Source organism: Proteus sp. MB838, assembly GCF_054767435.1.
On record NZ_BAABMO010000026.1, the window covers coordinates 15907 to 40507 of the forward strand.

Consider the following 24601-nt stretch of genomic DNA (forward strand, 5'->3'; position numbering starts at 1 on the left):
TTCCGTTATTCCTGTTCATTCTAATGTACTCAAGTCCGAGTACTGTAGTTTAATAGGATTTAACGGATAACTCTTTATACCAATTTAACAATTCCATTTTTAATTGACTAGGTAACACAGAGCGATGACAGCCAACAATAGCACCTGCTAACGCAAGCAATAAGTCGCTATTTCCTTGCTTAGGTTGCGCAATCAGTTTTAAATAACATGCCTTCGCACCGATCGTACGTAATTCCTCGATACGGTTAATCCCAACTTGATTCAGCTTTTTCTCTAATGCTATGCCCAAATTGGGTAAATCTTTGATACGACGAGGCTGCTTTTGCTGCCCTAAAAACTCCTGAGTACTATAGTGATATGCAAAATCGATATATTGATTGAGCTTAGCGCTATTACGCCATATTGCTTGCGTAATACGATAATAGCGCAATGTAATGGGGATACCTTTTTTTAGATAGACGTATGCATCCATGTTGTTTGCTTTATAGAGTGTTTCAACAAAACCACTCCCTTTTAAATAAAATTCATTATCAGCAGTAATCGCAAAGATAACCTCATCAACCATTAAGCTATAACCGCCGAATTGAGACTTCTTACTTAACTTTCCATATTCCGCTACGCGCGATAATAAATGAGCCTTCCTTTGCTCAGGTAAAATTGACATCAGATCTCCAAACCACAAAAAATATTTTTTATCTTAAAATTCAAATATATGACTGTATTCTTGATGGTTAAGACAATAAATAAATGTCCTTTTTTTGCCAATAGTTACCCGCTCAAAAATATGAATTTACATAAATTTTGAGAGCAACTTTCAAAAAATTGATCTTGATTTAAGTGAAACTCAGGTATACTGTATATACATACAGTACATATTGAACGAGGTAAATATGAAACTCTCAACATCATCTTTGGCAAGACAAAATGGCCTTTTCCAAGAGATCTCTACTGAGGTATTACCTCTCTCTATGGCCTCCGATGCAATTACAACAACAATGCCCGATAATAGACAAGGCATGGTAAGTGAACTGCTTTACCAAAATCCCTTGATGATTAACCACATCTTACTACCTCTGTTAAAACAGTATAGCCATGAATCACGTTGGTTACTGTGGTTAAGTCCACAACAAAAATTAAATCGTAGTTGGTTAAAAGAAACCGGCTTACCCCTGAATAAAATCATTCAACTCAATCATGTTGATTCAATTAATACTGTGGAATTAATGGAGAAAGCGCTACTAAGTGGAAACTACAGTGTAGTATTGGGTTGGTTACCAGAAATATCGTCAGAAGAGATGAAAAGATTAGAATACGCTGCCAGCATCGGTAAAGCGTTAGGTTTTATCATGCGACAACAAAACAGTAATCATATCCAAATAGAAAACAATAATTCCTCTAAACGACATTTAAACTCGATAAAAATTCATTCAAATCACTACCATTAGTGAAATTTAAGAGTTTTCCTAATACTCATAACGCAACATTATCATTTAAGATAAGTCATAATCAATTGTAACTTAAATCATATGGTTACAAGAAATTTAACAAAAATATAGAATAATTCTTATTGTGAATAACGGCCGATCTTTTTAAAATTTTAAGTCGAATTTTAAAGGGATACTTGTAACTTTTTAAGTTCATTGTAGACTTTATATCGTTAAGGTTATGCTTTAAATCCCGTTTTTGGGGATCATCATTTGATGAAAGCATCGAATTCCTAACAATAATTTAACCAAGGGCAAATAATAAGGCTTAAAGCCAAATGCCTAACTTGGATGATAACGAGGCGTAAAATGAAAAAGACAGCTATCGCATTAGCAGTGGCAGTGGCAGCTTTCGCAACTGCAGCGCAAGCAGCTCCAAAAGACAATACTTGGTATACCGGTGGTAAATTAGGTTGGTCTCAGTATCAAAGTACTGGTAACAATTGGGACGGCGTGAATATCGGTAACGGTAGCACACACAAAGACCAAATTGGTGCTGGTGCATTTGCTGGTTATCAGTACAACCAATACTTAGGTTTTGAACTGGGTTATGACTGGTTAGGTCGTATGGCTTATAAAGGTTCATACAACAACGGTGCATTCAAAGCTCAAGGTATCCAATTAACCACTAAATTAAGCTATCCAGTAATGGATGACTTAGACGTTTATACACGTTTAGGTGGTATGGTATGGCGTGCAGATTCAACTGCAACTATTAATGCAACTTCAGCAGGAACTCAAAAACGTTTCTCTGAAAATGATACTGGCGTTTCTCCAGTATTCGCATTAGGTACTGAATACGCGATCACTCCTAACATTGCTACTCGTCTTGAGTATCAGTGGATCAACAACATCGGTGATAAAGGTACTCTGAACGCTCGTCCAGACAATGGTATGCTGAGTGTTGGTGTTGCTTACCGTTTCAACCAAGAAACTCCAGCTCCAGTTGTTGAGCCAGCTCCAGTAGTTGCTCCAGCTCCAGTTGTTGAGAACAAAACCTTTACTCTGCGTTCAGACGTTCTGTTCAACTACAACAAATCTTCTCTGAAAGCTGAAGGTCAAGAAGCACTGAATGGTCTGTACAACGAATTAGCTAACATCGACCCAACTCAAGGTCGTGTCGTAGTTATCGGTTACACTGACCGTATCGGTTCTCAAAACTACAACCTGCCTCTGTCAGAAAAACGTGCTCAATCTGTAGTTGATTACCTGGTATCTAAAGGTATTCCTGCAAACAGCATCTCTGCAGAAGGTCGTGGTAAAGAAAACCCAGTAACTGGCAACACTTGTGACAACATCAAAGCTCGTGCAGCTCTGATCGATTGCTTAGCGCCAGACCGTCGTGTAGAAATCGAAATCCAAGGTACAACTGAAGTTGTTGTTCAACCTGGTCAATAATTCAAATAGTAGAGACATCTACTGTAATGAATTCTAAAAAAACCCTGCTTCGGCAGGGTTTTTCTTTTGATGATGACTTTAAATAATTAGCAGAGATATTCTCTATACCTCTTAAGTTAACGCTATACTGATGATCTCTCGATAATAAACAATGCTATTGTCATCTACTCTTTTTTCTGTTTGTCTCGTTCTAGTAACTCAATTAGGCCATCTTTTAGGTTATGTACTTTTAGTGCATATTGCTCTTTTCGCTCCGCATCTTCGATAAGCTGGACAATCGTTTCTGATAATGTCAAACCTCGGCGCTGAGATAGTGCTGATAGGCGTTGCCAAACTTTAAAAGTTAAATCGATAGATTTTTTACGCGTATGCTGATGTTCAGCATTAAAATAACGCTTTCTTCGAGCACGAATAGTTTGCTTCATTCTATTCGATAACTCAGGGTTCATATGTAAATTGATCCATTCAAGGACTTTTAATGGTTGAGACTCAAGACGTAATAGTTGCTCAACCACTTCATCGGCGGCGCTCTTTTCAACATAACGGGTGATTAATTCACCTTCGCGATGTTTTTTTACCAAATAAGCCCACTTCCAGCCACATTCTAGATTTTCTAACTGTTGATATTTCATACAAATCACCGTGACAACGTAACTATATACTAGCATATCAACAATTTTGCCAAAAAACTGCCTTAAACCGAATATTTTTGCTTAAATTATCACCAAAAAAGATAAGTAGCTTTTGTTACCTCCCACTGCCAAATGTCAGAAGGGATAGTTTTCTAACCACGTTGTGATAGAATCGTGCGTCGCTATAATAAAACAATACATTCAATTTAATAGGTTATAGCAAAAGTAATGGCAACGTATATTCCCGGCCAAAAGTATAGACATAATATAACTGTCAATAGCTGTCTTATTGCAGGATAGATACCAGCTATTAACGCTTTATGTTAACTTCCATGTTCACTACTCAATAATAAAAACGGTAACCTTGAAAAACAACGAATTAGAATGGCAGGCGTTACGCCCAGATTACGCCTCCTACCAGACTTTCTTTCAAACAGCATCGCAATTGCCTGCATCTTCACTTCGTGAGGTTCAACCTCGCTTGTATGAAAGCTTACAGTGGCTAAATAATGCAGAAGCAGGCCAATTTATGCTGTTAAAAGCAGAAGATTCTACTGCTTATTTCGAAACACTCGCTGATACATTACAACAAGCAGAGATAAAAACTTATCCTGTTGTAGGTGCCTATCAAGCTGAATCTAATCAAATTTATTGGCAAGAAAATGTAGAAGGCTCATTTTCATCATCAGAATCTATTGCTTGTTGCCAATGGATAGAGCCAGAACAACTTTTTGGTTCATTTTATTATCATAAAGATAAGCTCCTCGTTAACCCAGGACTGTTGCATAAAGTCAATGGTGGTATTTTAGTCTTATCCATTAAAACGCTCTTAGCACAACCCTTAATGTGGTTCCGACTGAAAAAGATGGTTGAAGAGCAACGCTTTGAATGGTTAGTGTGGAATGACCATCAAGCCCTTCCTTTGCCTATTGAAGCCATGCCCCTTCACTTGCGTGTTATTTTAGTGGGCGATCGCCTAAGCTTAGAAGAGCTTGAGTTTATGGAGCCTAATATTAGCAGTACGGCACTATATGGCGAATATGAGTACGATATGTATTTAGAAGATGAAACCGCTCTGAGCCAATGGTGTGGTTTTGTTAATGGACTTTGCCAAAAATATCGTCTCCCTTCATTATCTGCTGATGCTTGGCAAGTATTACTTACTCAGGGCGCAAGAGAACATGAAGATCAGCTTATCTTATCTCTCGATCTTGAATTCATATTACGCCAATTGCGTTATGCCATGCGTTTTAATCATGACGCTTATCTTGGTGCTGAGGCGCTTAAAAAAGCGCAAGAAAATCGTTTATGGCGACATAGCTACTTATTAGAACGAAGCCGTGATGAAATATTACAAGGCCAAGTCACTATTCACACGGAAGGTGAAATGGTAGGCCAAATAAACGGTCTTTCTGTCTTAGATTATCCCGGTTATCCCGATCTAATTGGCGAGCCAACTCGTATTACCTGTGTGGCTCATATTGGTGATGGCGAACTGGTCGATATTGAACGAAAAGCAGAATTAGGTGGCAATATCCATGCAAAAGGCATGATGATTATGCAAGCCTACTTAAATTCTGAATTACGATTAGATCAGCCACAACCTTTTAGTGCTTCCGTCGTTTTTGAACAATCTTACGGTGAAGTAGATGGTGATAGTGCCTCACTAGCAGAATTATGTGCGCTGATCAGTACATTGTCACAACACCCAATTGATCAACAAATCGCCGTAACCGGTGCCGTAGATCAATTTGGTCAGGTACAACCTATTGGTGGTGTTAATCAAAAAATTGAAGGCTTTTTTGATATCTGTCAGCAAAGAGGATTAACAGGATCACAAGGGGTTATTATACCGCTGGCAAATGTGCGACATCTGGTTTTAAACGAGAGCGTGATACAAGCCGTCAAAGAAAATAAATTCCATATTTGGCCGGTTGTCCATGTTGCAGAAGCAATTACTTTGCTAACACATCAGCCTTATTACGAAGAACAATGTGAAAATCCACAATCAAATGAACACTTGTTAGCTGTTATTCATGATCGAATAACACAAGCGAATAATCAGGATAGGCCTAAGTTACCTTGGTTCCTACGCTTATTCAGATAATTCTGTTTCAAGTGATCGGAGTTGTTCAGCGTACAAGTGTAAGCTATTCTGTTACCTTACACTTGATAAAGGCTATATAAACAATGGTTGATAAACGCGAATCTTATTCTAAAGAAGACCTCATTGCTTCAGGCCGTGGTGAATTATTTGGCCAAGATGGCCCACCACTGCCTTCAGGTAATATGCTAATGATGGATCGCATCATTAAAATGACTGAAGATGGCGGCTCCCATAATAAAGGCTTTATCGAAGCAGAATTCGATATCAAGCCAGACTTATGGTTTTTTGATTGCCACTTTGTCAATGATCCTGTTATGCCGGGTTGTTTAGGGCTTGATGCAATGTGGCAACTGGTAGGTTTCTACCTAGGTTGGTTAGGCGGTGAAGGTAAAGGCCGAGCTTTGGGTGTGGGTGAAGTGAAGTTCACTGGACAAATTCTACCAACAGCCAAAAAAGTCACCTATAAAATTGATTTCAAACGTGTTATCAATCGTAAGCTTATTATGGGTATTGCTGACGGTGAAGTTTATGTTGATGGTAAACTGATTTATGAAGCCAAAGATTTAAAAGTCGGCTTATTTAAAGATACCTCCGCATTCTAAGTCAATATTACATATGTATAGATAAGAGCCTATTCTCTTCGATTGAGATTAGGCTTTTTCTTTTATGGTGTATCTCAGATAAGAGTACTTGGCGAGTTTTCGCCCTACCGTACTTTACAACATAAAAAGGCCTACCGCGGTAGACCTTTTTATTTCCAATTCACAATTGTTATTTATATTCAAATTGTCCTATGTTCAAGTTATTCATAGGAATATGCATAAATAACCCTCTTTTGATTATCAATTAAATCTTGGTGATAATATTTGCGATAACACATGTGTCCGCAGTATCACGTCGACGGGTTATTTATTTTGCAAGCCCAGGGCGATCTTCCATGGCCTGTCGCCAACCTCCTAGCCAATGTGAACGTGCATCAATGGCAAAATAGGGACACTGCTCTTTTGAACGACCTTGCATACCGGCTTGGTAACCTTTCGATAATGCTCTAGCTAAACGATCTCGTTTCTGTCTTTTCATATTTAGACAACCCTCACGTTCTAAGTTTAAGCGGAAAGATAATGATTGTTTTTCATACAACCACTATAAATTGATACGCTTTATTGAGGATTTAAGCAAGTAAAGAAATTAATATAATTGTCATATTTGTGATACTAAGCTGGATCCTATTTAAATCACCTTAGATTACAATTAATTATATTTAATATAATTAAATAATTTATATCTATTTGTATTTATTAATAAAAGACATAAAGCAAATCATAACAAGCTGATTTTTATTTATTTTTATAAAAAAATAATATTAAAGATCCGATTTCTGACCTAAATAATAAAAACAATAGCTTGAAAATAAATAATCGATTTTTTTCAATTTATGTCAATATCACAATCCTATTAGAATTGCCTATTTTCTACTATTCACAGTAGTAAAAATAAAATTTATGCCAAATAACCATAGCAACATTAATGATATAACTTAAGTTATCGACAAATATGAAGCCTGTTAACTAAAAAACCTCTATTAACTCAAATTCTTCAAATATTAATTCCATATCTGGAGAGTAGGTGCCTTCTCGCATAAAGAATTCTTTATGTCCTTGTTGCCAATATGACAAGCTTAGATCACCCTCACCTTCTTTACGCGCTAACTGTTCTGTGACCTCAGAAAAACGTACCAATGTTAAAGAGCGTGTTCTGATAACACAAATAGGAACCCCATGGCTATTTAAAATAATATTGTAACCACCAATTGTTGGCGTGACTGGATCACTAAAAAAACCACTTAATGAGCTACATGTTGCTGTTTTTTTCTTTCAACGACAAGTTGTGCAAGTTCATCAGCAAGCTGCGGATTATCCCCGAAAGACCAACAAATCGCTGTAGGGTATTTCTTTTTTATCAATTCCAGCATGAGATTTTTCTCTCGTTATCTCGAATAAAAAACCAACACCTGATTTTAGTCAGGCATTGGTTATTCCTATATTACTGTATAAAACAATTAATATTGTGATTTAATTGTTTTTGCGATCTCAGCGACGACATTCTGCCATCCTTCCCCTAGCGTACGTACCAGAGCCGGATAGCCATCTTGCGTTTGTGTTAACGCGACAGAAAAAGGCTGACTAATCACTTTATTGCCTTGAGTGTAGATCCAATCACCAGCAATAATCACTTTGCCGTCATATCGACCTTGAAAATAATTAACATTGACAGTCAATTTAGCAAGTTTATCTTCAATAGGTTGTGTCGAAACCACTCGATTAGGGAATTTTTTTGCTAATCCCACAACCAGATTTTGCTGTAGCTGTTGATCAAGCGGGTTTATCCACAAATGTTGGTTAGCAACGGTATAATTGATATCACTGGTTTGATAGACAATGCCCGTGTTAACTAACATATCAGATAAACGGATAGGCTGAACCCAAATCTGATCTTGCTTTGCGCTCTCAGTGGTTGTAACAACCTTATTATTTGCACCTTGATAAACATCAGGTAATTGATAATAAGCTTTATCAGGCACACTTGAACAAGCCGTCAGCATCAATACCGCTATCCCAATAATATATTTCATTATTTTTCAGCCCTCTTTGGTTCAGGATCTTTACCTTGTTGTGCTTCAAAAATTAATGCGTTGCTCTTATTGTTTAAGGTCTTCAATAGCGGTTGCATCTCTCTTAGCACTTGATCTAAGCGTTGCATATTATCAACCATTTTACTGTATGCCGGTGAGCCAGGTTGGAAACCTTGCATACTGCGATTGATCTCTTTTAATGACTGTTGAATATCATTAGGCAGTTTTTGGAAGTCATCACTACCAATCATAGCATTTAATGATTTCAGAGTTTCCTTCGCTTCAGCAACCGCTTTTTGACTTTCGGTTAATGTCGCAGTCATCTCTTTCAACATTGGCTCAACAGGAAGATTGTTGATCTTATCCAATGAAGTCATCACTTTTTGCTGAATTTGCGTTAAACCAGAACTGACTGTGGGTATTTGTGGTAATCCTGCAACAGTTTGTGGCCCTTTCCAAGGTTCAACATCTTGATAAAAGTCCAGATCAATATACAGCGCACCTGTTAATAGATTGCCTGATTTTAACGATGCTCTTAATCCATTTTTAGCAGCAGAAGAAAGCTCTTTTACAAAATCAAAACTTTCACCTACATCATTCGCAAAACGTTCCGGCTCAACATGGATAAGCACAGGAATACGGAAATCTTTATCTAACGATTGTTGCATTTCTTGGGTGTAATAAGGTACTTGAACAACCGTACCCATTCTAATACCACGGAACTCAACTGGCGCTCCGGCTTGTAATCCTCTTATAGAATCAGAGAAAAACATAATATAGCTACGGTAATCGGTATATAACGAATTTTGAATACTCTTTTCGTTATCATAAAGTTTAAATTCTGTTTTAGGGGCAATAGCTTCACCAGGTAACCACCCCGTTGGCACATCAAAACTCACCCCACCGCTAAACAGTGTGGAAAGCGAAGCCATTTCAACACGAACCCCTGATGATGACATATCAAATGCAATGCCTGAATCTTTCCAGAAACGAACATTCGACGTGACCATTTTGTCATAAGGTGCTTTGATAAAAAGCTGGTAGTGCATATCTCGGCTTTCAATATTAAATTCACTCGTCTCAACCGAGCCGACTTGATAACCCCTAAATAATACCGGATCACCTGCATTAAGCTGGCCTGCTCTTTCACTGACTAAATTAATGCGTATCCCCTTTGCATCCGGAGAGGCCAGTGGCGGAGAGTCCAATAAATTAAATTCATCCTGCTCTTTGCCTGTTAAACCGGGTTGTAGCTCAATATAAGCACCTGAGAGTAGAGTACCTAAACCAGTGACACCTTCTTTTCCCACTTGTGGTTTAACCACCCAAAAAGCGGTATCAGCACGCAGTAGTTCTTTCATTTCATTATCGAGACGAGCTTTGATGATCACTCGACTAAAATTACTATCTAATGTCACACTTTCGACTAAGCCAATATCAACACTACGGCTCTTTATTTTAGTTTTACCTGCTTCAATACCATCAGCATTATAGGTTATTAATGTGACTTCAGGACCTTGATGACTGAAATGATAATAAAGTATCCAAGCTCCTATCAATAACGTAACAAGAGGTATTATCCAAACTGGAGACCAGCTTTTCAGTTTATTAATTTTTGCTTGTGTTAAAGCAGTATCGTTCTTTTCAGTCACCCTTAGGCTCCTTAATCATGGGTTTATCATCATCGGCAGTACATTTATCCCATGTTAACCGAGGATCAAACATCATTGCAGAGAACATCGTTAATACAACAACCAATGCAAATAGCACTACACCAAAATCGGGATAGATACTCATCAGACGTCCCATTCTGACTAATGAAGCTAAAACAGCGATAACAAAAACGTCAATCATTGACCAACGCCCTACATATTCAACCACTTCATAGAGAAAGTGCATTCTCGCCGGATCACGTTTTCCTTTAGCTTTATGTGCATCCCAACATAGCCAACCGATAGCCACCATTTTTAAACTGGGTACCATAATACTGGCAATAAAAATAACCATTGCCACAGGATATGAGCCATCTTCCCAAAGTAAGATAACCCCAGCCATTATGGTTGAGTAAAGATTATTACCCAGCGATTCCGTCACCATAATTGGCAATAGATTAGCCGGAATATAAAGAATTAAAGAAGTAATTAAGAAAGAGAGCGTCCATTGCAAACTATGAGGTTTTCTCGCATACCCTTTTACTTCACAACGACTACATTCATATTGATCAGCCGGTAAAATAGCAGTGCAAGAACGACATAATCTTACCCCTTGCTTTAAACCTGTTTTACCTGATTCAATTTTAGGATAAGCGGGTCGCGATTCTAGTTTTTCCCATAATGTATGGCGATCTAAACATTGAAATGCACGAATTTGTAATAAGCAGTAAAGTACATAAGGTAGGAAGCTTAACCCTAAGCCGATATCACCATACGCCATTAACTTGACAAAACTGACTAAAATACCGGCTAAAAAAATCTCTGCCATACACCACGATTTTAATTGGAAAAGAATTCGTGATAGCCAAATTTGTAATTTTCTTGGCAGCTTAATGGGTGTACAAAGCAGTAAAATCGCTATCATGCAGAAAGCAGGAACCACTTGTACAAAGAGTAAAAAGAAAGCGCCTAGCTCAACATAATTTTCGCTAAACATCACATTTGGGATCTGCATTAAAGTAATGTTATTGGTAATTCCTGCCACTTCCATACTGACAAAAGTAAATTGGCAAGCCATTAACAACATAAATAATGCACTAATCGCCAGGGCTACAGGCTGATAAAAAGGTTGTCGCCAACGTGCTGTTAGCAAAGTGTGACAACGTGGACAGGTCGCCTTGGTTCCTTGGGCTAATTCAGGAACACTCACTACCAGATCGCACTGAGGGCACAATATTTGCTCATGTTGTTCTTCATGACAAGAATGTTGACCCGAACACACAACGGCACCTCTCATTTATTTGATAATCAATAAACAACAATAAGTATAGAGACTAAAACGGGGCATTATGCCCCGTTATGAGTTGGCATACGTTATTCACCGTTTTGCATCATCTCCAACTCTTGCCATCTATCAAAAGCTGTTTCAAGTTCATTTTCCTTATCAGCTAATGCTTTTAGCACTTTTTCTGTCTCTTCATGAGGACGTGTAAAGAAATCAGCTGCAGCCACTTCTTCTTGTAAACAACCTAATTCCTCTTCTAAACGTTCCAGTTTAGCGGGCAGTTGTTCAAGCTCGCGGATCAAATGATAGCTTAACTTATTGTTACTTCGTGTAGCCTTTTTGGCGTTCTGTTTTGGTTTAGTCTCTTTTTCAGTTTTTTCTGGTGCATTACGTGACTTATTCGCTTCATTTTTAAGAGAAACAGACTGTGCACGCTGCTGCTGCGCATCATAATAGCCGCCAACATAGCTATTGATTACGCCATCACCTTCAAAGATCCAACACTCCGTAACACTATTATCAACAAATTCACGATCATGGCTAACCAACAACACAGTGCCTTGATAAGCATCCACCAGCTCTTCTAATAGTTCTAATGTTTCAACATCAAGATCATTAGTTGGTTCATCAAGAATAAGTAAATTGCTTGGTTTTAAGAACAAACGAGCAAGCAATAGACGATTTCTTTCGCCCCCCGAAAGTGCTCTAACAGGTGTCATGGCACGTTTTGGTGGAAATAAGAAATCTTGCAAATAACCTAAAACATGACGAGGACGACTATTTACCATCACCTCTTGCTTACCTTCTGCAAGGTTATCCATCACTGTTTTATCAGGATCAAGTGTGGCACGGTGTTGATCAAAATAAGCAACTTCTAATTTAGTGCCGCAATAAATACGACCACTATCTGCTTTTAAATCCCCTAACATCAATTTGAGTAGTGTGGTTTTACCACAACCATTAGGGCCAACTAAGGCAATTTTATCTCCTCGTTGTACTTTTGCAGAGAAGTCCCGAACGAGCCTACGCGTACCGATGCTATAATTAACATCTTCTAATTCAAACACAATTTTACCTGAGCGCGTTGCTTCTTCGACCTGCATACGAGCACTGCCTAATACTTCGCGACGTTCACTTCGTTCAACTCGCAATGCTTTTAATGCCCGTACACGACCTTCATTACGAGTCCGGCGAGCTTTGATCCCTTGACGTATCCATGCTTCTTCTTGCGCTAATTTCCGGTCAAACTCAGCATTTTGTTGCTCTTCAACACGCAATGCCTCTTCTTTACTTTCCAGATATTTATCGTAATTTCCCGGCCATGAGGATAGTTTTCCACGATCTAAATCAATAATGCGGGTTGCCATATTACGAATAAATGATCGGTCATGGGAAATAAAGACAATGCTACCTTGGAAATCCTTTAAGAATTTCTCTAACCATAAGATAGTTTCTATATCTAGATGGTTGGTGGGCTCATCCAAAAAGAGCACTTTCGGTGCGCTCACTAATGCGCGCCCTAATGCGGCTTTTCTTAACCATCCTCCAGAAAGTGAGGAAAGCTCAGCTTCGCCATTTAACCCTAATTTTTCCAGTACTTCAGCAATACGGCTATCTAATAACCAGAGATTACGGTTATCGAGCACTTCTTGTAACTGAGCTAATCGATTAAGATTTTTTTCAGAAGGGTCCGTTTCTATTACCTTTGAAACACGATGATATTCGGTAATATATTGCGCATCTTCTGCAACGCCTTGCGCGACAAAATCAAAAATGGTGCCTTCGATATCTCTGGGGGGATCTTGTTGTAAACGTGCAGTCACCAGATCTTGTTCATACACCACTTGCCCATCATCTAAGGGCTGCTCTTTGGCTAACACTCTTAATAGGGTCGATTTTCCGGCACCATTGCGACCGACTAAACAAACGCGTTCATTTTCATCAATAAACAAGTCTGTATTATCTAATAAAGGGGCATCACTAAACGCTAAATAAGCCCCAGTCAAACTAATTAACGGCATTGTAAATTATTCCTCACCAGCATGATTTAATAGCCAGCAATTGTGGATTTGGCGGTTACGTGCAAAATCTTGCGATAATGTTTTTTGTGTTATCTCTTTTGCTGTTAACCCAATATTCGCTAATGCTTCATGATCCATTTTGAAACCACGTTTATTATTTGAGAACATAATTGTTCCGCCTTTTCTTAACAAACGCTTTAGATGTTTCATTAATTCAATATGATCACGTTGTACATCAAAGGTATTTTCCATGCGTTTTGAATTAGAGAACGTCGGAGGATCGATAAAAATCACATCAAACTGTTCATTACTTTGGCTTAGCCACTGTAAGCAATCCGCCTGCATTAAACGATGTTGTCTACCTGATAATCCATTTGCTTGAAAGTTTTTCTCAGCCCATTCAAGATAAGTCCGTGACATATCTACTGTTGTGGTACTTTTAGCTCCCCCCAACCCAGCATGGACTGACGCGCTACCGGTATAAGCAAAGAGATTTAAAAAGTCTTTTCCTTTGCTCATTTCACCTAACATTTTGCGGGCAATGCGGTGATCTAAAAACAGTCCAGTATCGAGATAGTCGGTTAAATTCACCCAGAATTTGGCACCAAACTCATCAACTAAAAAGAAATCCCCCTTCTCTGCCATTTTTTCATATTGTTGTTTACCTTTTTGGCGTTGACGAGTTTTTAAAATTAGTTGATCAGAGCGTAATGCTAAAACCTCCATGGTGGCACTAATCACATCAAATAAACGCTGACGTGCTTTATGTTCATTAATGGTTTTTGGAGGTGCATACTCTTGGATCACCACTTTTTCGCCATAGCGATCTACCGCAACATTATATTCTGGTAAATCAGCATCATATAAGCGATAACACTCAATTTGCTGTTGTTTTGCCCATTTTGCGAGTTTTTTCTCATTTTTACGTAAACGGTTAGCAAAATCTTCCGCCAGTCGTGTATTAATCGTCGAAGGTGTTTCTGATAATAAATAGTTTTTTTGTACACAATCTAACGGACCATTTTTAGCTTTAAATTCACGCTCAGCACGTAACTGAATACAGCTTAACAATTCAGGAGAAGCACTAAAAAGTGATAATCGCCATCCTGGGAAATGGGCTTTTACCGCACGTCCTAACTGGCTATGTAAGGCAATGAGTGCGGGTTCACTTTCTAAACGTTCACCATAAGGCGGGTTACTAATAATCGTCCCTTTAACACCCGTGGATACTGGATTAGTCAACTTTGCTGCATCACCTTGGGTAAAAGTAATTAAATCGGCCACATCCGCACGGCGTGCGTTAGCTCTTGCCATATCTAATACGCGTTTATCCACATCGAAACCATAAAAACGCGCTTGAGTATTCTTTTTACCTTCACGGAAGCGGGCAAATGCTTCATGAGTGACTTCTTTCCATAGCGCTTCATTATGTCCTAACCAATGACGGAAACCCCAATGGACTCGATTTAAAGCGGGGGCACAATCCGTCGCCATCATTGCTGCTTCAATAAGTAAAGTACCTGAGCCACACATAGGATCAATTAATGGTGTATCGGTTTTCCAACCTGAACGCATAATAATCGCTGCGGCTAGATTCTCTTTTAGCGGTGCTTGCCCTGTTAAGTCACGATAACCACGTTGATGTAATCCATCGCCACTGAGATCTAAAGATAATGACGCTTTTTCTTTATGTAGATGTATAGTTAAACGAATATCCGGTGATTGCTTAGCAACATCCGGTCGTTGCCCTATTTTACGTTGGAATGAATCGACGATAGCATCTTTCGCTTTTAATGCACCATATTGGCTATTACGGATCACATCATTAGTGCCATTAAAGTGAATAGCAAAAGTATGATTAACTGTAAATACTTCGCTCCAATCAATTGCTTGCACACCAAGGTATAAATCTAGATCACTGTAGACATTAAATTCATTTAGCGGAAGCATGATGCGAGAAGCTAAACGGCTCCAGAGCAAAGACTGATACATGGTTTTATCATCAGCACGGAAATAGACACCACCTTGCGTAATCTGGCAAGACTGGGCACCAAGGTGTTCAAGTTCAGTTTTTAATAATTCTTCCAGACCTCGGCCTGTGCTGGCAAACAGAGAGCGCATAATATTGTTACCACCTAAAATAAAATTGTTGGGCATTATAGCTAATTGTATTACGTTGTCATAAAGTTACTGACGATAAAAAAATAATAAAACCTTTTTGGGAGCACTGATGATCAACGTATCACGCCTTTATATACACCCTGTAAAATCAATGAAAGGGATCCGTCTTTCTCAAGCCTTTGCCCGTGAAAGCGGCTTCACGTTTGATCGTGATTTTATGATAACGACCCCTGAGGGGACATTTATCACCGCACGTAAATACCCTTTGTTGCTGTGTTTTATTCCCACTGTAATGACAAATGGTATTTATATTCAAGCACCCGATGGTGAAGGAATTGCCATTACTTATCAGGATTTTCAATCTTCATTACAACCAACTGAAGTGTGGGGAAATCATTTTACCGCTTATGTTGCCCCAGATGAAATAAATCAATGGTTCAGCCGCTATTTAGGCATGGATGTACAACTTCGCTGGACGGGTGAAAAATCAACACGTCGAGTAAAAAAATCTCCTGAAACCGCGGTTTCGTTCGCTGACGGTTACCCTTATCTATTGATTAATGAAGCCTCATTTCAGTCTCTGCAACAGCGTTGCCCAGCTTCAATCAATATTGAGCAATTTCGCGGTAATATCATCATCACAGGTGCAAAACCTTTTGCAGAAGATAGCTGGCAAACAATCCGTATTGGCTCTGTCGTCATGGACTTAGTCAAGCCTTGCAGTCGCTGCATTATGACCACTATCAGTATCGATAAAGGCATTAAACATCCTACCACAGAACCGTTAGCAACACTGCAAACATTCCGTACAGATGAAAAAGGCGATGTGGATTTTGGTCAAAATATTATCATTCGCCAATCAGGTATTATTCGTGTTGGGGATAAAGTTGAAATATTAGCTTATAAAGAAGCAAAACATTATTTACAAACAACAGAGCAAACAACCGAACGGGCAACTGACAATGCGGTTACAGCAGCCTCCGCTCAAGAGCCAAAACAAGCTGTCACTATTGAATTTAATGGCATCAGCTTTGCCGGGAATAATCAAGAGGTGTTGTTAGAGCAACTGGAAAATCACGGTTATGCTATTCCCTATAGTTGTCGTGCGGGGATTTGTGGCTCTTGTGTTATTCAATTAGATGAAGGTGATGTCAATGCATTAAAAGCAGGTGCCATAAAACGTTCTGGCAGAATACTCGCATGTAGTTGTGTTCCTAAAGGCAATGTAAAACTTTCACTTAATAAAAAATAACGCTTATCTTTATCACAAATAAAAAGAAGGTAAACTGTCTTATCTTCTTTTTATTTCGCATGATCTGCTCTACTGATTAAGAATTATCTCATCAATAACCCAATTTTAAATTAACTATAAACTCACTTTATTTACTTTTATAAATTTGTTGCAAAAAGAGAATAATGCAGATTTGATTTTAGGAAGTGTTGTTTAAGGCCAATTGTTTTTAGCATATTATAAACAATAAGTGAAAATAAAAGAGTAAGTCCTTTTTACTCTTTTATTAGATGACTTTTTCGTACAAAAACGATCTTGGCTCAGACTGTTTATGATATTCACTTAACCGATCATTCATGATTTTTAGTGGATCACAAAACGTTAGTGTTCTATCAAATAATGCTAACTGAGGCTGGGCTAATAAGCATAAACAGGCTTGCTCTCCCACTTCCGCCACTAAAAAAAGCACTTTTTCATTGCTATCTTTCAATGCGGCTTCCACCACTTGAGCTAAATAAGGGCGGGTTGATGAATGACTCACTTCAAAATACCAGCTCTTAGGCATTAATGGCTTTAAAAAACGATGGGCTATTAATGCGTTTAACGCTAATTCTGCTCGCGACTCAGAAGGCATATCAATCTGGTGGATTTGCTCATCATATCCATAATAAAGAGCAGCATCATCAACAGTAAAAGGTGATGATTGATGAGCAGTTGCACTTAGCATTTTACTTGGAAAACGACTACGAAAAATCATTCCATTAGCTAAATCGAGCATCAACTTTTGTTGCTCGTCATCAAAATACCAACGCCAGCGATCATCGGGTTTTATTATCACTAATTATTCCCCCTTCGATTTATTACCTGCTTTTTTCTCTGATACTCAATATTAAATAACCTAAATAAAATATTTAATACCACCTAACAAAAACAGGGTTCATTTTTTTATTAATTAAGCACAATCACTGCCATTTAATAAAAAATAATCAACTAGAGGCAATATAAACGAGTTAAGGGCAGAAGAAAAGCCCTTAACTGATTATTGAATGTAATTAAATATGATTAATTATAGATTTTATAAGTGCAGGACCATGATAAATGAATCCTGAATAGACTTGTATTAAAGAAGCACCTGCATCCATTTTTTCGCGTGCGGCAGTCAATGAATCAATCCCTCCTACCCCAATAATAGGTAAAGCGCCTTTTAACTCTTCATTTAGTTGTCGAATGATTTGTGTACTTTTTGATTGAACCGGACGACCGCTTAATCCACCGGCTTCATTACAGTGATCTAATCCACTCACTAATGATTTGTCTAATGTTGTATTGGTCGCAATTACGCCATCAATATGGTGACGCACTAAGCTATCTGCAACTTGGATTAATTCTTCATGAGTAAGATCAGGGGCAATTTTAACGGCCACAGGCACATATTTTTGATATTTCCCTTGTAACTCAAGTTGTTTATTTTTAATCGCAGATAATAAATCGTCTAATGCTTCACCATATTGGAGTGTCCGTAAGCCGGGGGTGTTAGGTGAAGAGATATTAATCGCAATATAACCTGCATAAGGGTAAACTTTTTCCATACAGATTAAGTAATCATCTTTTCCTTGCTCTACGGGGGTATCTTTATTTTTACCGATATTAATACCCAGCACACCACCATATTGAGATTGTTTTACATTCTCTATTAGGTTATCAACCCCTAAATTATTAAACCCCATTCGATTAATTAAGCCTTCAGCTTCTACTAAGCGAAAGAGACGCGGTTTGTCATTACCTACTTGTGCTCGTGGTGTAACAGTACCCACTTCAATAAAGCCAAACCCCATTGCCCCTAATGCATCAATGCAATCACCATTTTTATCAAGGCCGGCGGCAAGACCGAGAGGATTTTTAAATGAAAGTCCCATACAAGAAACGGGTTTGGCAGGAAGTGATTGTTGAATAAGAAATTGAAATGGGGAATGAGATAAGCGTTTTAACTGACGAAAGGTAAAATCATGGGCACGTTCAGGATCTAGCCGAAACAATGCCTTCCTTACTAAGGAATAATACATACGATCTCCATTGAGAATATCGGGTATTAGGAATGATATGTCTACGACGATTTAAGCGTCGAGCATCATATAGATAAAAGCACGAAAAGTAAACGTTTCAATTGCACAATTCACCATAAAAAATCCCCAGTTTATGATGTCCCTCGCACAATTCTCCTTTCATTAAGATGATGTAACATCTCAAAAAACTTAAAAAAATCAATATTTAAGATTTTTTTCATATTTATCAATAAATAAAGTTTTCTACAATTATTGAGCAATATAACACTAGTTAAATCCTAGCAATTCAGTAGCGCTAAACTTGGATAGTAAATTGAGTAAAAGAGTCTTTTATACTCAAAAATGGAAACTACTTTATGAACGATAAAAAAACCATTAACACGCACACCCCTTTACTTACGAATATTCGAAACCTCTTGATACAAGGTAGAAAAAACACAGTACAAGCAGTAAACAGCATAATGGTACAAACATATTGGGAAATCGGTCGTTTAATTGTTGAAGATGAACAACATGGAGATAATCGAGCAAAATTTGGAAAAAGAGTTTTACAAACTTTATCAGCTGAATTAACAAAAGAATTTGGTAAAGGATTTGATACCTCAAATCTTCGATATATGAGGAAATTTTATCTCACATTTCCAATTCGTGACGCAGTGCGTCACGAATTAAGTTGGACTCATTATAGAACGCTACTAAAACTAAAGAATGAACTCGCCCGTCAATGGTATATAGATGAAGCAATTACACAATCTTGGTCCGCCCGTGCATTAGAAAGACAAATTAGCACATTATATTATGAACGATTACTTTCAACACAGGGGAAACAGCAAAGTATTTATCCTGTATTAGCTGAAGGAAAACAAAAAACTACTGAACTCGCAACTTCAGTCAAAGATTATTTACGTGATCCCTATATTTTTGATTTTCTAGGACTACCTAGTAGTATCCTGCAAGAAAATAAACTAGAACAAACTTTAATAGAAAACCTAAAAGAATTCTTACTCGAATTAGGAAAAGGGTTTGCTTTTGTCGAACGACAACAACGTATTAGTACTAATGATGGTGATTTCTATATTGATTTAGTTTTTTATAACTTTCACTTAAAATGCTTTTTGTTAATAGACTTAAAAATGCATAAACTCACCCATCAAGATGTTGGGCAAATGGATATGTATGTCCGCATGTATGAAGAGAAAAAACGCCGTCATGATGATAATCCAACCATAGGACTAATTCTTTGCACTGAAAAAAATCACACAGTAGCCAAATACTCCATTCTAAATGAAAGTAAACAGCTATTCGCTTCAAAATATATGCTTGAATTACCAAGCGAAAAAGAATTAATTTTACAATTAGAAAAAGAACGCCAAAAATTATTTGAATAATAGTCATAACCCCTTAGCTTTTATTCAATACATATTATTAAACCATTATAATTTTTTGTATGAAATACTTACCATAAAAAATCCCCAGAATATGCTGGGGATCTAATTATCATGCTAACTTAATACCTTCTTATCACTTACTTAGTGATAGCGATATAGTGTTAATCCGCTAATGCTTTAGTGATTTTCTCATATAAATCACCTGATAAGTTATCAAGGGCTTTTAGCTTTAATAACTCGGCACGCATTTTCTCTTGGCGATTAGCATCATAGCGTTTCAAACGAATAAACGGCTCAATAAGACGAGATGCAACCTGTGGATTTCGGCTATTTAAGTCAGTCAGAATTTCTGTCAATAATAAATAACCTGAGCCATCTTCTGCATGGAAAGCTACAGGGTTATTATTCACAAACGCACCGATTAAAGCACGAGTACGATTTGGGTTAGCTAAAGTAAAAGAGCGATGTGATAGCAAACTGCGTACTGTTTGTAATACATCAGTTGCCGGACTCATTGCTTGTAAGCTAAACCACTTATCCATTACCAAGCCATCTTGATGCCATTTATCATCAAACTCTTGTAATAGTGCCTCTTTACAAGGTAATTGTGCCATTACTGCGGCATTTAAGGCCGCGAGTGCATCGGTCATATTGTCGCTATTGTGATATTGCGCTTCAACCAATTGATTACCCGTTTGCTGGTTTTCAACGGCTAAATAACCCAAGCAGACATTGCGTAAATCACGTTTAGCAATATCACCATGATCGACACGGTAAGCACCGATATGCATTGAGTGATAAACCGCAGAGAACTCATCAGCCATTTCAGTGGCTAAAGTTTTACGAATAAAACCTAAGGTCTGATGAATAGCAATAGGATCGATAATAGCAAAAGCTTCGCCCGCTTCAACATCGGTAGGTAATGTCAGAATAAGTGCCGCCAAGGCAGGATCGATATCTTTATCAAGCAATACAGCACGGAAAGCATCAATCACCATTTCAGGTAAAATTAATGGTTGCCCTTTTTGAACACGCGAAACGTTTTCTTTAATATAACGACCTAATAAAGATTGCGCCGCATCCCAACGAGAAAAAGCATTACGTGCATGTTTCATTAAGAATGAGAGTTGCTCATCCGTAAAAGGATAATCAAGTTTTACTGGCGCAGAGAATTCTCGCAATAATGAAGGAATTGGCTGTTGAGCAACATCATCAAAAATAAACTGCTGCTCTTCTCTCACCACATTTAATACATTAGAAACCGGCTGACCTTGTGAACGTAAAGGGATAACCTCCCCTTGTTGATTATATAATTCAATATCTAACGGAATATGTAGAACTTGTTTTTCCGCCTGATCTGCCGTTGGTGGCGTCATTTGGCTGACGGTTAATGTATATTGCTGTTTTTGTGCGTCATAGCTATCACGTACAGTCAATACCGGTGTACCTGATTGGCTATACCAACGACGGAATAAAGTCAGGTCAACATTAGAGGCATCTTCCATCGCTTGTACAAAATCATCACAGGTCGCAGCACTACCATCGTGACGATGAATATACATCTGCATACCCGCTTGGAATTTCTCTTCACCGAGTAGCGTGTGGATCATACGGATCACTTCCGCCCCTTTTTCATATACCGTTAAGGTATAGAAGTTATTCATTTCAATCACACTATCTGGACGAATTGGATGAGCCATTGGGCTTGCATCTTCGGCAAACTGTGCTGTACGCATAACACGCACGTTATTGATACGATTAACTGAGCGAGAGCCTAAATCAGAGCTAAATTCTTGATCACGGAAAACCGTTAGTCCCTCTTTTAAGCTTAATTGGAACCAGTCACGGCAAGTAATTCGGTTACCTGTCCAATTATGGAAATATTCATGGCCAATAACAGATTCAATCCCTAAATAATCTTTGTCTGTTGCTGTTTCGCTTTTAGCAAGAACATATTTAGAGTTAAAGACATTAAGCCCTTTATTCTCCATTGCTCCCATATTAAAGAAATCAACGGCGACTATCATATAGATATCGAGATCGTATTCTAAATTAAAGCGTGACTCATCCCATTTCATGGCATTTTTTAGTGATGTCATCGCCCAATCAGCACGATCAAGATTACCTTTATCGACAAATAGCTCTAAAGCAACTTCACGACCACTTTTAGTGTTAAATGTATCGCGTAATACATCAAAGTCTCCCGCCACTAATGCAAAGAGATAACTTGGTTTAGGATGCGGATCTTCCCAAGTCACCCAATGACGACCATCTTCAAGATCACCTTGTGCAACACGGTTACCATTAGATAATAGATAAGGATACTGTTTTTTATCTGCAGTGATCGTGGTGGTATAGCGCGCTAAAACATCCGGTCTATCTAAATAATAAGTAATATGACGGAAACCTTCCGCTTCACACTGTGTACATAGCGCATCGCCAGAAACATATAACCCTTCTAACGCGGTATTAGCTGATGGGTTAATCTCATTAATAATTTTTAACGTAAACTGTTCAGGCAATTGGTCAATGATGAGTTTGCCGTTTTCTTCTTTATAGTGTGTCCAAGCAACATCATTAACAAAAATAGATTTTAATGTTAAATCTTCCCCATCTAACACCAACGACGTTGCTGTTGTCTCTAAGTGCTTGCATTGGCTAATAGCAGTAACCTGTGTTTTTTCTTTATCTAAGATAAAATCAAGATGCAAATCAGTGATTGTGTAATCTGGGGCGCGGTAATCTTTACGATATTTAGCAATTCTTTGTTGTGTCATAGAAAAAAGCCTTTTAGTTAACACGACTATTTTACGGTTATATAACCAAAGCTTACTCGTCAAAAAACGGTTTAGCTAGTCGAATATTCAATTGAGCACATTAAAAGTCAATAGAATGTTAATGGGATATTAATATGTGTAACTAATTTATTTGCTAATTGATGCTAACATACTCCCAAATTATGTTTAACGTGGTAAACTCAATAGAGATTTACAGCTTGTTTTTATGTCGCAGAGAAATATTAACGAATAGTGACGCATTATCATCATATTCGGGTATACTCTCCAACCTTAACGATTTAGCTGACATAAAAACGCTCCGTGAGGATGCTTGACGCGCTATGATTTTAGACGCTACACCGATTATTACATCACTGTTGGATACCGATGCATACAAGCTCCACATGCAACAGGCGGTTTACCATCATTATAGTGATATTCCTGTCGTTGCTGAATTCCGCTGCCGGAGTGATGAACGTCTAGGTGAATATGCAACAACCTTACGCCATCAAGTGGATATGATGGCAGACTTGTCATTAACTAATGAAGAGTTTGGCTATCTTCAAAGCCTGCCTTTCTTTAAAAATGACTATCTGCAATGGTTTAAACATTTTCGCTTTAAACCCGAGCAAGTGCATATCGCGACCACTGCTGACAATCAATTGACAATTAAGATAACTGGCCCTTGGCGTGAAGTTATTTTATGGGAAGTTCCTTTGTTAGCATTGGTGAGTGAAATTGTCCACCGTGCTCGTTCGCCACAAATCACCGCTGATGACGCCGTTATTCAATTACGCAAACTTATCGATATTTTCTATCGTGATGCGGCTGAACAACAGATTGATTTAGCGGATTTCAAATTGATGGATTTTGGTACTCGTCGTCGCTTTTCTTATGATGTGCAACGTGCCATTGTCGATGAATTAAAAAATCATTTCCCTTATCTTATCGGCACCAGTAACTATCATTTTGCTGAACGTATGCAACTGGCCCCCGTAGGCACACAAGCCCATGAATGGTTCCAAGCACATCAGCAAATTAGTCCTGAGCTTGCCAATAGTCAACGGGCTGCATTGCAATCATGGTTAGATGAATACCCAGATCAACTCGGTATTGCACTCACTGATTGTATCACTATGGATGCATTCTTACGTGACTTTGATATGCCATTCGCCAGCCGTTATCAAGGGTTACGTCATGACTCAGGTGATCCGATTGAATGGGGTGAAAAAGCCATTGCTCATTATGAAAAGCTCGGCATCGATCCGATGAGTAAAGTATTGGTATTCTCTGATAGCCTCGACTTTCAGAAAGCCTTAGCACTTTATAAGCATTTCCATAAGCGTATCCGCTTAATTTTTGGTATCGGCACCAGATTGACTTGTAATATCCCGAATATTACACCTCTTAATATTGTGATTAAGCTGGTGGAGTGTAATGGTAAACCTGTTGCTAAATTATCGGATAGTCCAGGTAAAACCATTTGTGAAGATGATGAGTTTGTCGACAAGCTACGTAAAGCCTTTGATGTTCCTCTTGTTAGGCAAGCTTGTTAATAAAGATTAAATCGCTATCTATTCACTCTATCTATTCTATCTATAAAGAAAGGGCCAATATTGCCCTTTCTTTTTGCTATCACCCCCACTATTCGACTGATTTTACCTATTTTTAGCAAAATATTTTCTATAAAGGCTTTTCTCTTGCTGATTCCCTCTTTAAACTGAAATTTCCTACTTGTTTCCTGCGCTATTGCAAGTAACATAGAAAAACTGTCCGACAGGGGCAGAATGAATTTACTAAACAATTATTT

Annotated in this window: 18 protein-coding genes and 1 pseudogene; 7 read left to right on the forward strand and 12 right to left on the reverse strand. The window is 38.2% G+C overall.

The genetic code is table 11. The features are described 5' to 3' along the window. Positions 1-49: 49 nt before the first annotated feature. Positions 50-664 (reverse strand): TfoX/Sxy family DNA transformation protein, encoded by a 615-nt coding sequence (locus ACYUCW_RS12170; protein WP_004251927.1) that lies wholly within the window; start codon positions 662-664, stop codon positions 50-52. A gap of 226 nt (positions 665-890) precedes the next feature. On the opposite strand from ACYUCW_RS12170, the gene sulA reads away from it, so the two are divergent. Continuing rightward, a complete protein-coding gene (gene sulA / locus ACYUCW_RS12175; RefSeq protein ID WP_004247687.1) occupies positions 891-1445 on the forward strand; it encodes an SOS-induced cell division inhibitor SulA in 555 nt (184 codons plus the stop codon). A gap of 348 nt (positions 1446-1793) precedes the next feature. Further along, positions 1794-2882 carry a porin OmpA gene (gene ompA / locus ACYUCW_RS12180; protein WP_004247686.1) on the forward strand — a complete coding sequence of 363 codons (1089 nt, stop codon included), beginning with the start codon at positions 1794-1796 and terminating at the stop codon, positions 2880-2882. 164 nt (positions 2883-3046) lie between these two features. On the opposite strand, the gene matP is transcribed toward ompA, so the two are convergent. After that, positions 3047-3514, reverse strand: a complete 468-nt coding sequence (matP, locus tag ACYUCW_RS12185; protein ID WP_004244682.1) for a macrodomain Ter protein MatP — start codon at positions 3512-3514, stop codon at positions 3047-3049. 364 nt (positions 3515-3878) lie between these two features. Between matP and ACYUCW_RS12190 the strand changes: the two genes are divergently transcribed. Next, complete coding sequence (locus tag ACYUCW_RS12190; RefSeq protein ID WP_063215311.1) at positions 3879-5621, forward strand: AAA family ATPase; 1743 nt, start codon at positions 3879-3881, stop codon at positions 5619-5621. Positions 5622-5704: 83 nt separating this feature from the next. Then, entirely contained in the window at positions 5705-6223 is a 519-nt protein-coding gene (fabA, locus tag ACYUCW_RS12195) for a bifunctional 3-hydroxydecanoyl-ACP dehydratase/trans-2-decenoyl-ACP isomerase (RefSeq protein WP_004244680.1), read from the forward strand. 307 nt (positions 6224-6530) lie between these two features. Here fabA and rmf read toward each other — a convergent pair whose 3' ends face one another. The 7 genes and pseudogenes from rmf to rlmKL form a co-directional block, all read right to left on the reverse strand. Continuing rightward, positions 6531-6701, reverse strand: coding sequence for a ribosome modulation factor (gene rmf, locus ACYUCW_RS12200; RefSeq protein ID WP_004244679.1), 171 nt, complete (start codon positions 6699-6701; stop codon positions 6531-6533). A gap of 488 nt (positions 6702-7189) precedes the next feature. Beyond that, a pseudogene (locus ACYUCW_RS12205) lies at positions 7190-7593 on the reverse strand (ASCH domain-containing protein). Positions 7594-7680: 87 nt separating this feature from the next. After that, the gene (gene pqiC, locus ACYUCW_RS12210; protein ID WP_107336981.1) at positions 7681-8253 is read right to left on the reverse strand and encodes a membrane integrity-associated transporter subunit PqiC; all 573 of its coding nucleotides are present in this window, start codon (positions 8251-8253) and stop codon (positions 7681-7683) included. Then, positions 8253-9905: an intermembrane transport protein PqiB gene (gene pqiB, locus ACYUCW_RS12215; protein ID WP_004244676.1), complete on the reverse strand. Its 1653-nt coding sequence runs from the start codon at positions 9903-9905 to the stop codon at positions 8253-8255. Before pqiB ends, pqiC begins: the two co-directional genes overlap by 1 nt. Next, a complete protein-coding gene (pqiA, locus tag ACYUCW_RS12220) occupies positions 9898-11187 on the reverse strand; it encodes a membrane integrity-associated transporter subunit PqiA (RefSeq protein ID WP_004247682.1) in 1290 nt (429 codons plus the stop codon). Before pqiA ends, pqiB begins: the two co-directional genes overlap by 8 nt. Before the next feature lie 92 nt (positions 11188-11279). After that, positions 11280-13211: an ABC transporter ATP-binding protein gene (locus ACYUCW_RS12225; protein ID WP_460408685.1), complete on the reverse strand. Its 1932-nt coding sequence runs from the start codon at positions 13209-13211 to the stop codon at positions 11280-11282. 6 nt (positions 13212-13217) lie between these two features. After that, complete coding sequence (gene rlmKL / locus ACYUCW_RS12230; protein WP_004247681.1) at positions 13218-15332, reverse strand: bifunctional 23S rRNA (guanine(2069)-N(7))-methyltransferase RlmK/23S rRNA (guanine(2445)-N(2))-methyltransferase RlmL; 2115 nt, start codon at positions 15330-15332, stop codon at positions 13218-13220. A 109-nt stretch (positions 15333-15441) separates the two neighbouring features. Here rlmKL and ACYUCW_RS12235 point away from each other — a divergent pair, with 109 nt between their 5' ends. Continuing rightward, positions 15442-16584: a YcbX family protein gene (locus tag ACYUCW_RS12235; RefSeq protein WP_049198946.1), complete on the forward strand. Its 1143-nt coding sequence runs from the start codon at positions 15442-15444 to the stop codon at positions 16582-16584. A 265-nt stretch (positions 16585-16849) separates the two neighbouring features. Here the strand turns inward: ACYUCW_RS12235 and ACYUCW_RS12240 are convergent, their stop codons facing one another. After that, entirely contained in the window at positions 16850-17401 is a 552-nt protein-coding gene (locus tag ACYUCW_RS12240) for a cell division protein ZapC (protein ID WP_460408687.1), read from the reverse strand. 214 nt (positions 17402-17615) lie between these two features. After that, complete coding sequence (pyrD, locus tag ACYUCW_RS12245) at positions 17616-18626, reverse strand: quinone-dependent dihydroorotate dehydrogenase (RefSeq protein ID WP_004251935.1); 1011 nt, start codon at positions 18624-18626, stop codon at positions 17616-17618. A gap of 356 nt (positions 18627-18982) precedes the next feature. On the opposite strand from pyrD, the gene ACYUCW_RS12250 reads away from it, so the two are divergent. Further along, positions 18983-20014, forward strand: coding sequence for a PDDEXK nuclease domain-containing protein (locus ACYUCW_RS12250; protein ID WP_004247678.1), 1032 nt, complete (start codon positions 18983-18985; stop codon positions 20012-20014). A 161-nt stretch (positions 20015-20175) separates the two neighbouring features. Here the strand turns inward: ACYUCW_RS12250 and pepN are convergent, their stop codons facing one another. Continuing rightward, entirely contained in the window at positions 20176-22791 is a 2616-nt protein-coding gene (pepN, locus tag ACYUCW_RS12255; protein WP_460408688.1) for an aminopeptidase N, read from the reverse strand. Positions 22792-23132: 341 nt separating this feature from the next. Here pepN and pncB point away from each other — a divergent pair, with 341 nt between their 5' ends. After that, on the forward strand, positions 23133-24347 hold the full coding sequence (gene pncB / locus ACYUCW_RS12260; protein ID WP_049198950.1) for a nicotinate phosphoribosyltransferase: 1215 nt from the start codon (positions 23133-23135) through the stop codon (positions 24345-24347). Positions 24348-24601 lie beyond the last annotated feature (254 nt).

Bases quoted from the DNA above. Each gene is read 5' to 3' on its own strand.
- ACYUCW_RS12170 (WP_004251927.1), bottom strand. From the start codon at position 664: ATGTCAATTTTACCTGAGCAAAGGAAGGCTCATTTATTATCGCGCGTA.
- sulA (WP_004247687.1), top strand. From the start codon at position 891: ATGAAACTCTCAACATCATCTTTGGCAAGACAAAATGGCCTTTTCCAA.
- ompA (WP_004247686.1), top strand. From the start codon at position 1,794: ATGAAAAAGACAGCTATCGCATTAGCAGTGGCAGTGGCAGCTTTCGCA.
- matP (WP_004244682.1), bottom strand. From the start codon at position 3,514: ATGAAATATCAACAGTTAGAAAATCTAGAATGTGGCTGGAAGTGGGCT.
- fabA (WP_004244680.1), top strand. From the start codon at position 5,705: ATGGTTGATAAACGCGAATCTTATTCTAAAGAAGACCTCATTGCTTCA.
- rmf (WP_004244679.1), bottom strand. From the start codon at position 6,701: ATGAAAAGACAGAAACGAGATCGTTTAGCTAGAGCATTATCGAAAGGT.
- pqiC (WP_107336981.1), bottom strand. From the start codon at position 8,253: ATGAAATATATTATTGGGATAGCGGTATTGATGCTGACGGCTTGTTCA.
- ACYUCW_RS12225 (WP_460408685.1), bottom strand. From the start codon at position 13,211: ATGCCGTTAATTAGTTTGACTGGGGCTTATTTAGCGTTTAGTGATGCC.
- rlmKL (WP_004247681.1), bottom strand. From the start codon at position 15,332: ATGCGCTCTCTGTTTGCCAGCACAGGCCGAGGTCTGGAAGAATTATTA.
- ACYUCW_RS12235 (WP_049198946.1), top strand. From the start codon at position 15,442: ATGATCAACGTATCACGCCTTTATATACACCCTGTAAAATCAATGAAA.
- pyrD (WP_004251935.1), bottom strand. From the start codon at position 18,626: ATGTATTATTCCTTAGTAAGGAAGGCATTGTTTCGGCTAGATCCTGAA.
- ACYUCW_RS12250 (WP_004247678.1), top strand. From the start codon at position 18,983: ATGAACGATAAAAAAACCATTAACACGCACACCCCTTTACTTACGAAT.
- pepN (WP_460408688.1), bottom strand. From the start codon at position 22,791: ATGACACAACAAAGAATTGCTAAATATCGTAAAGATTACCGCGCCCCA.
- pncB (WP_049198950.1), top strand. From the start codon at position 23,133: ATGATTTTAGACGCTACACCGATTATTACATCACTGTTGGATACCGAT.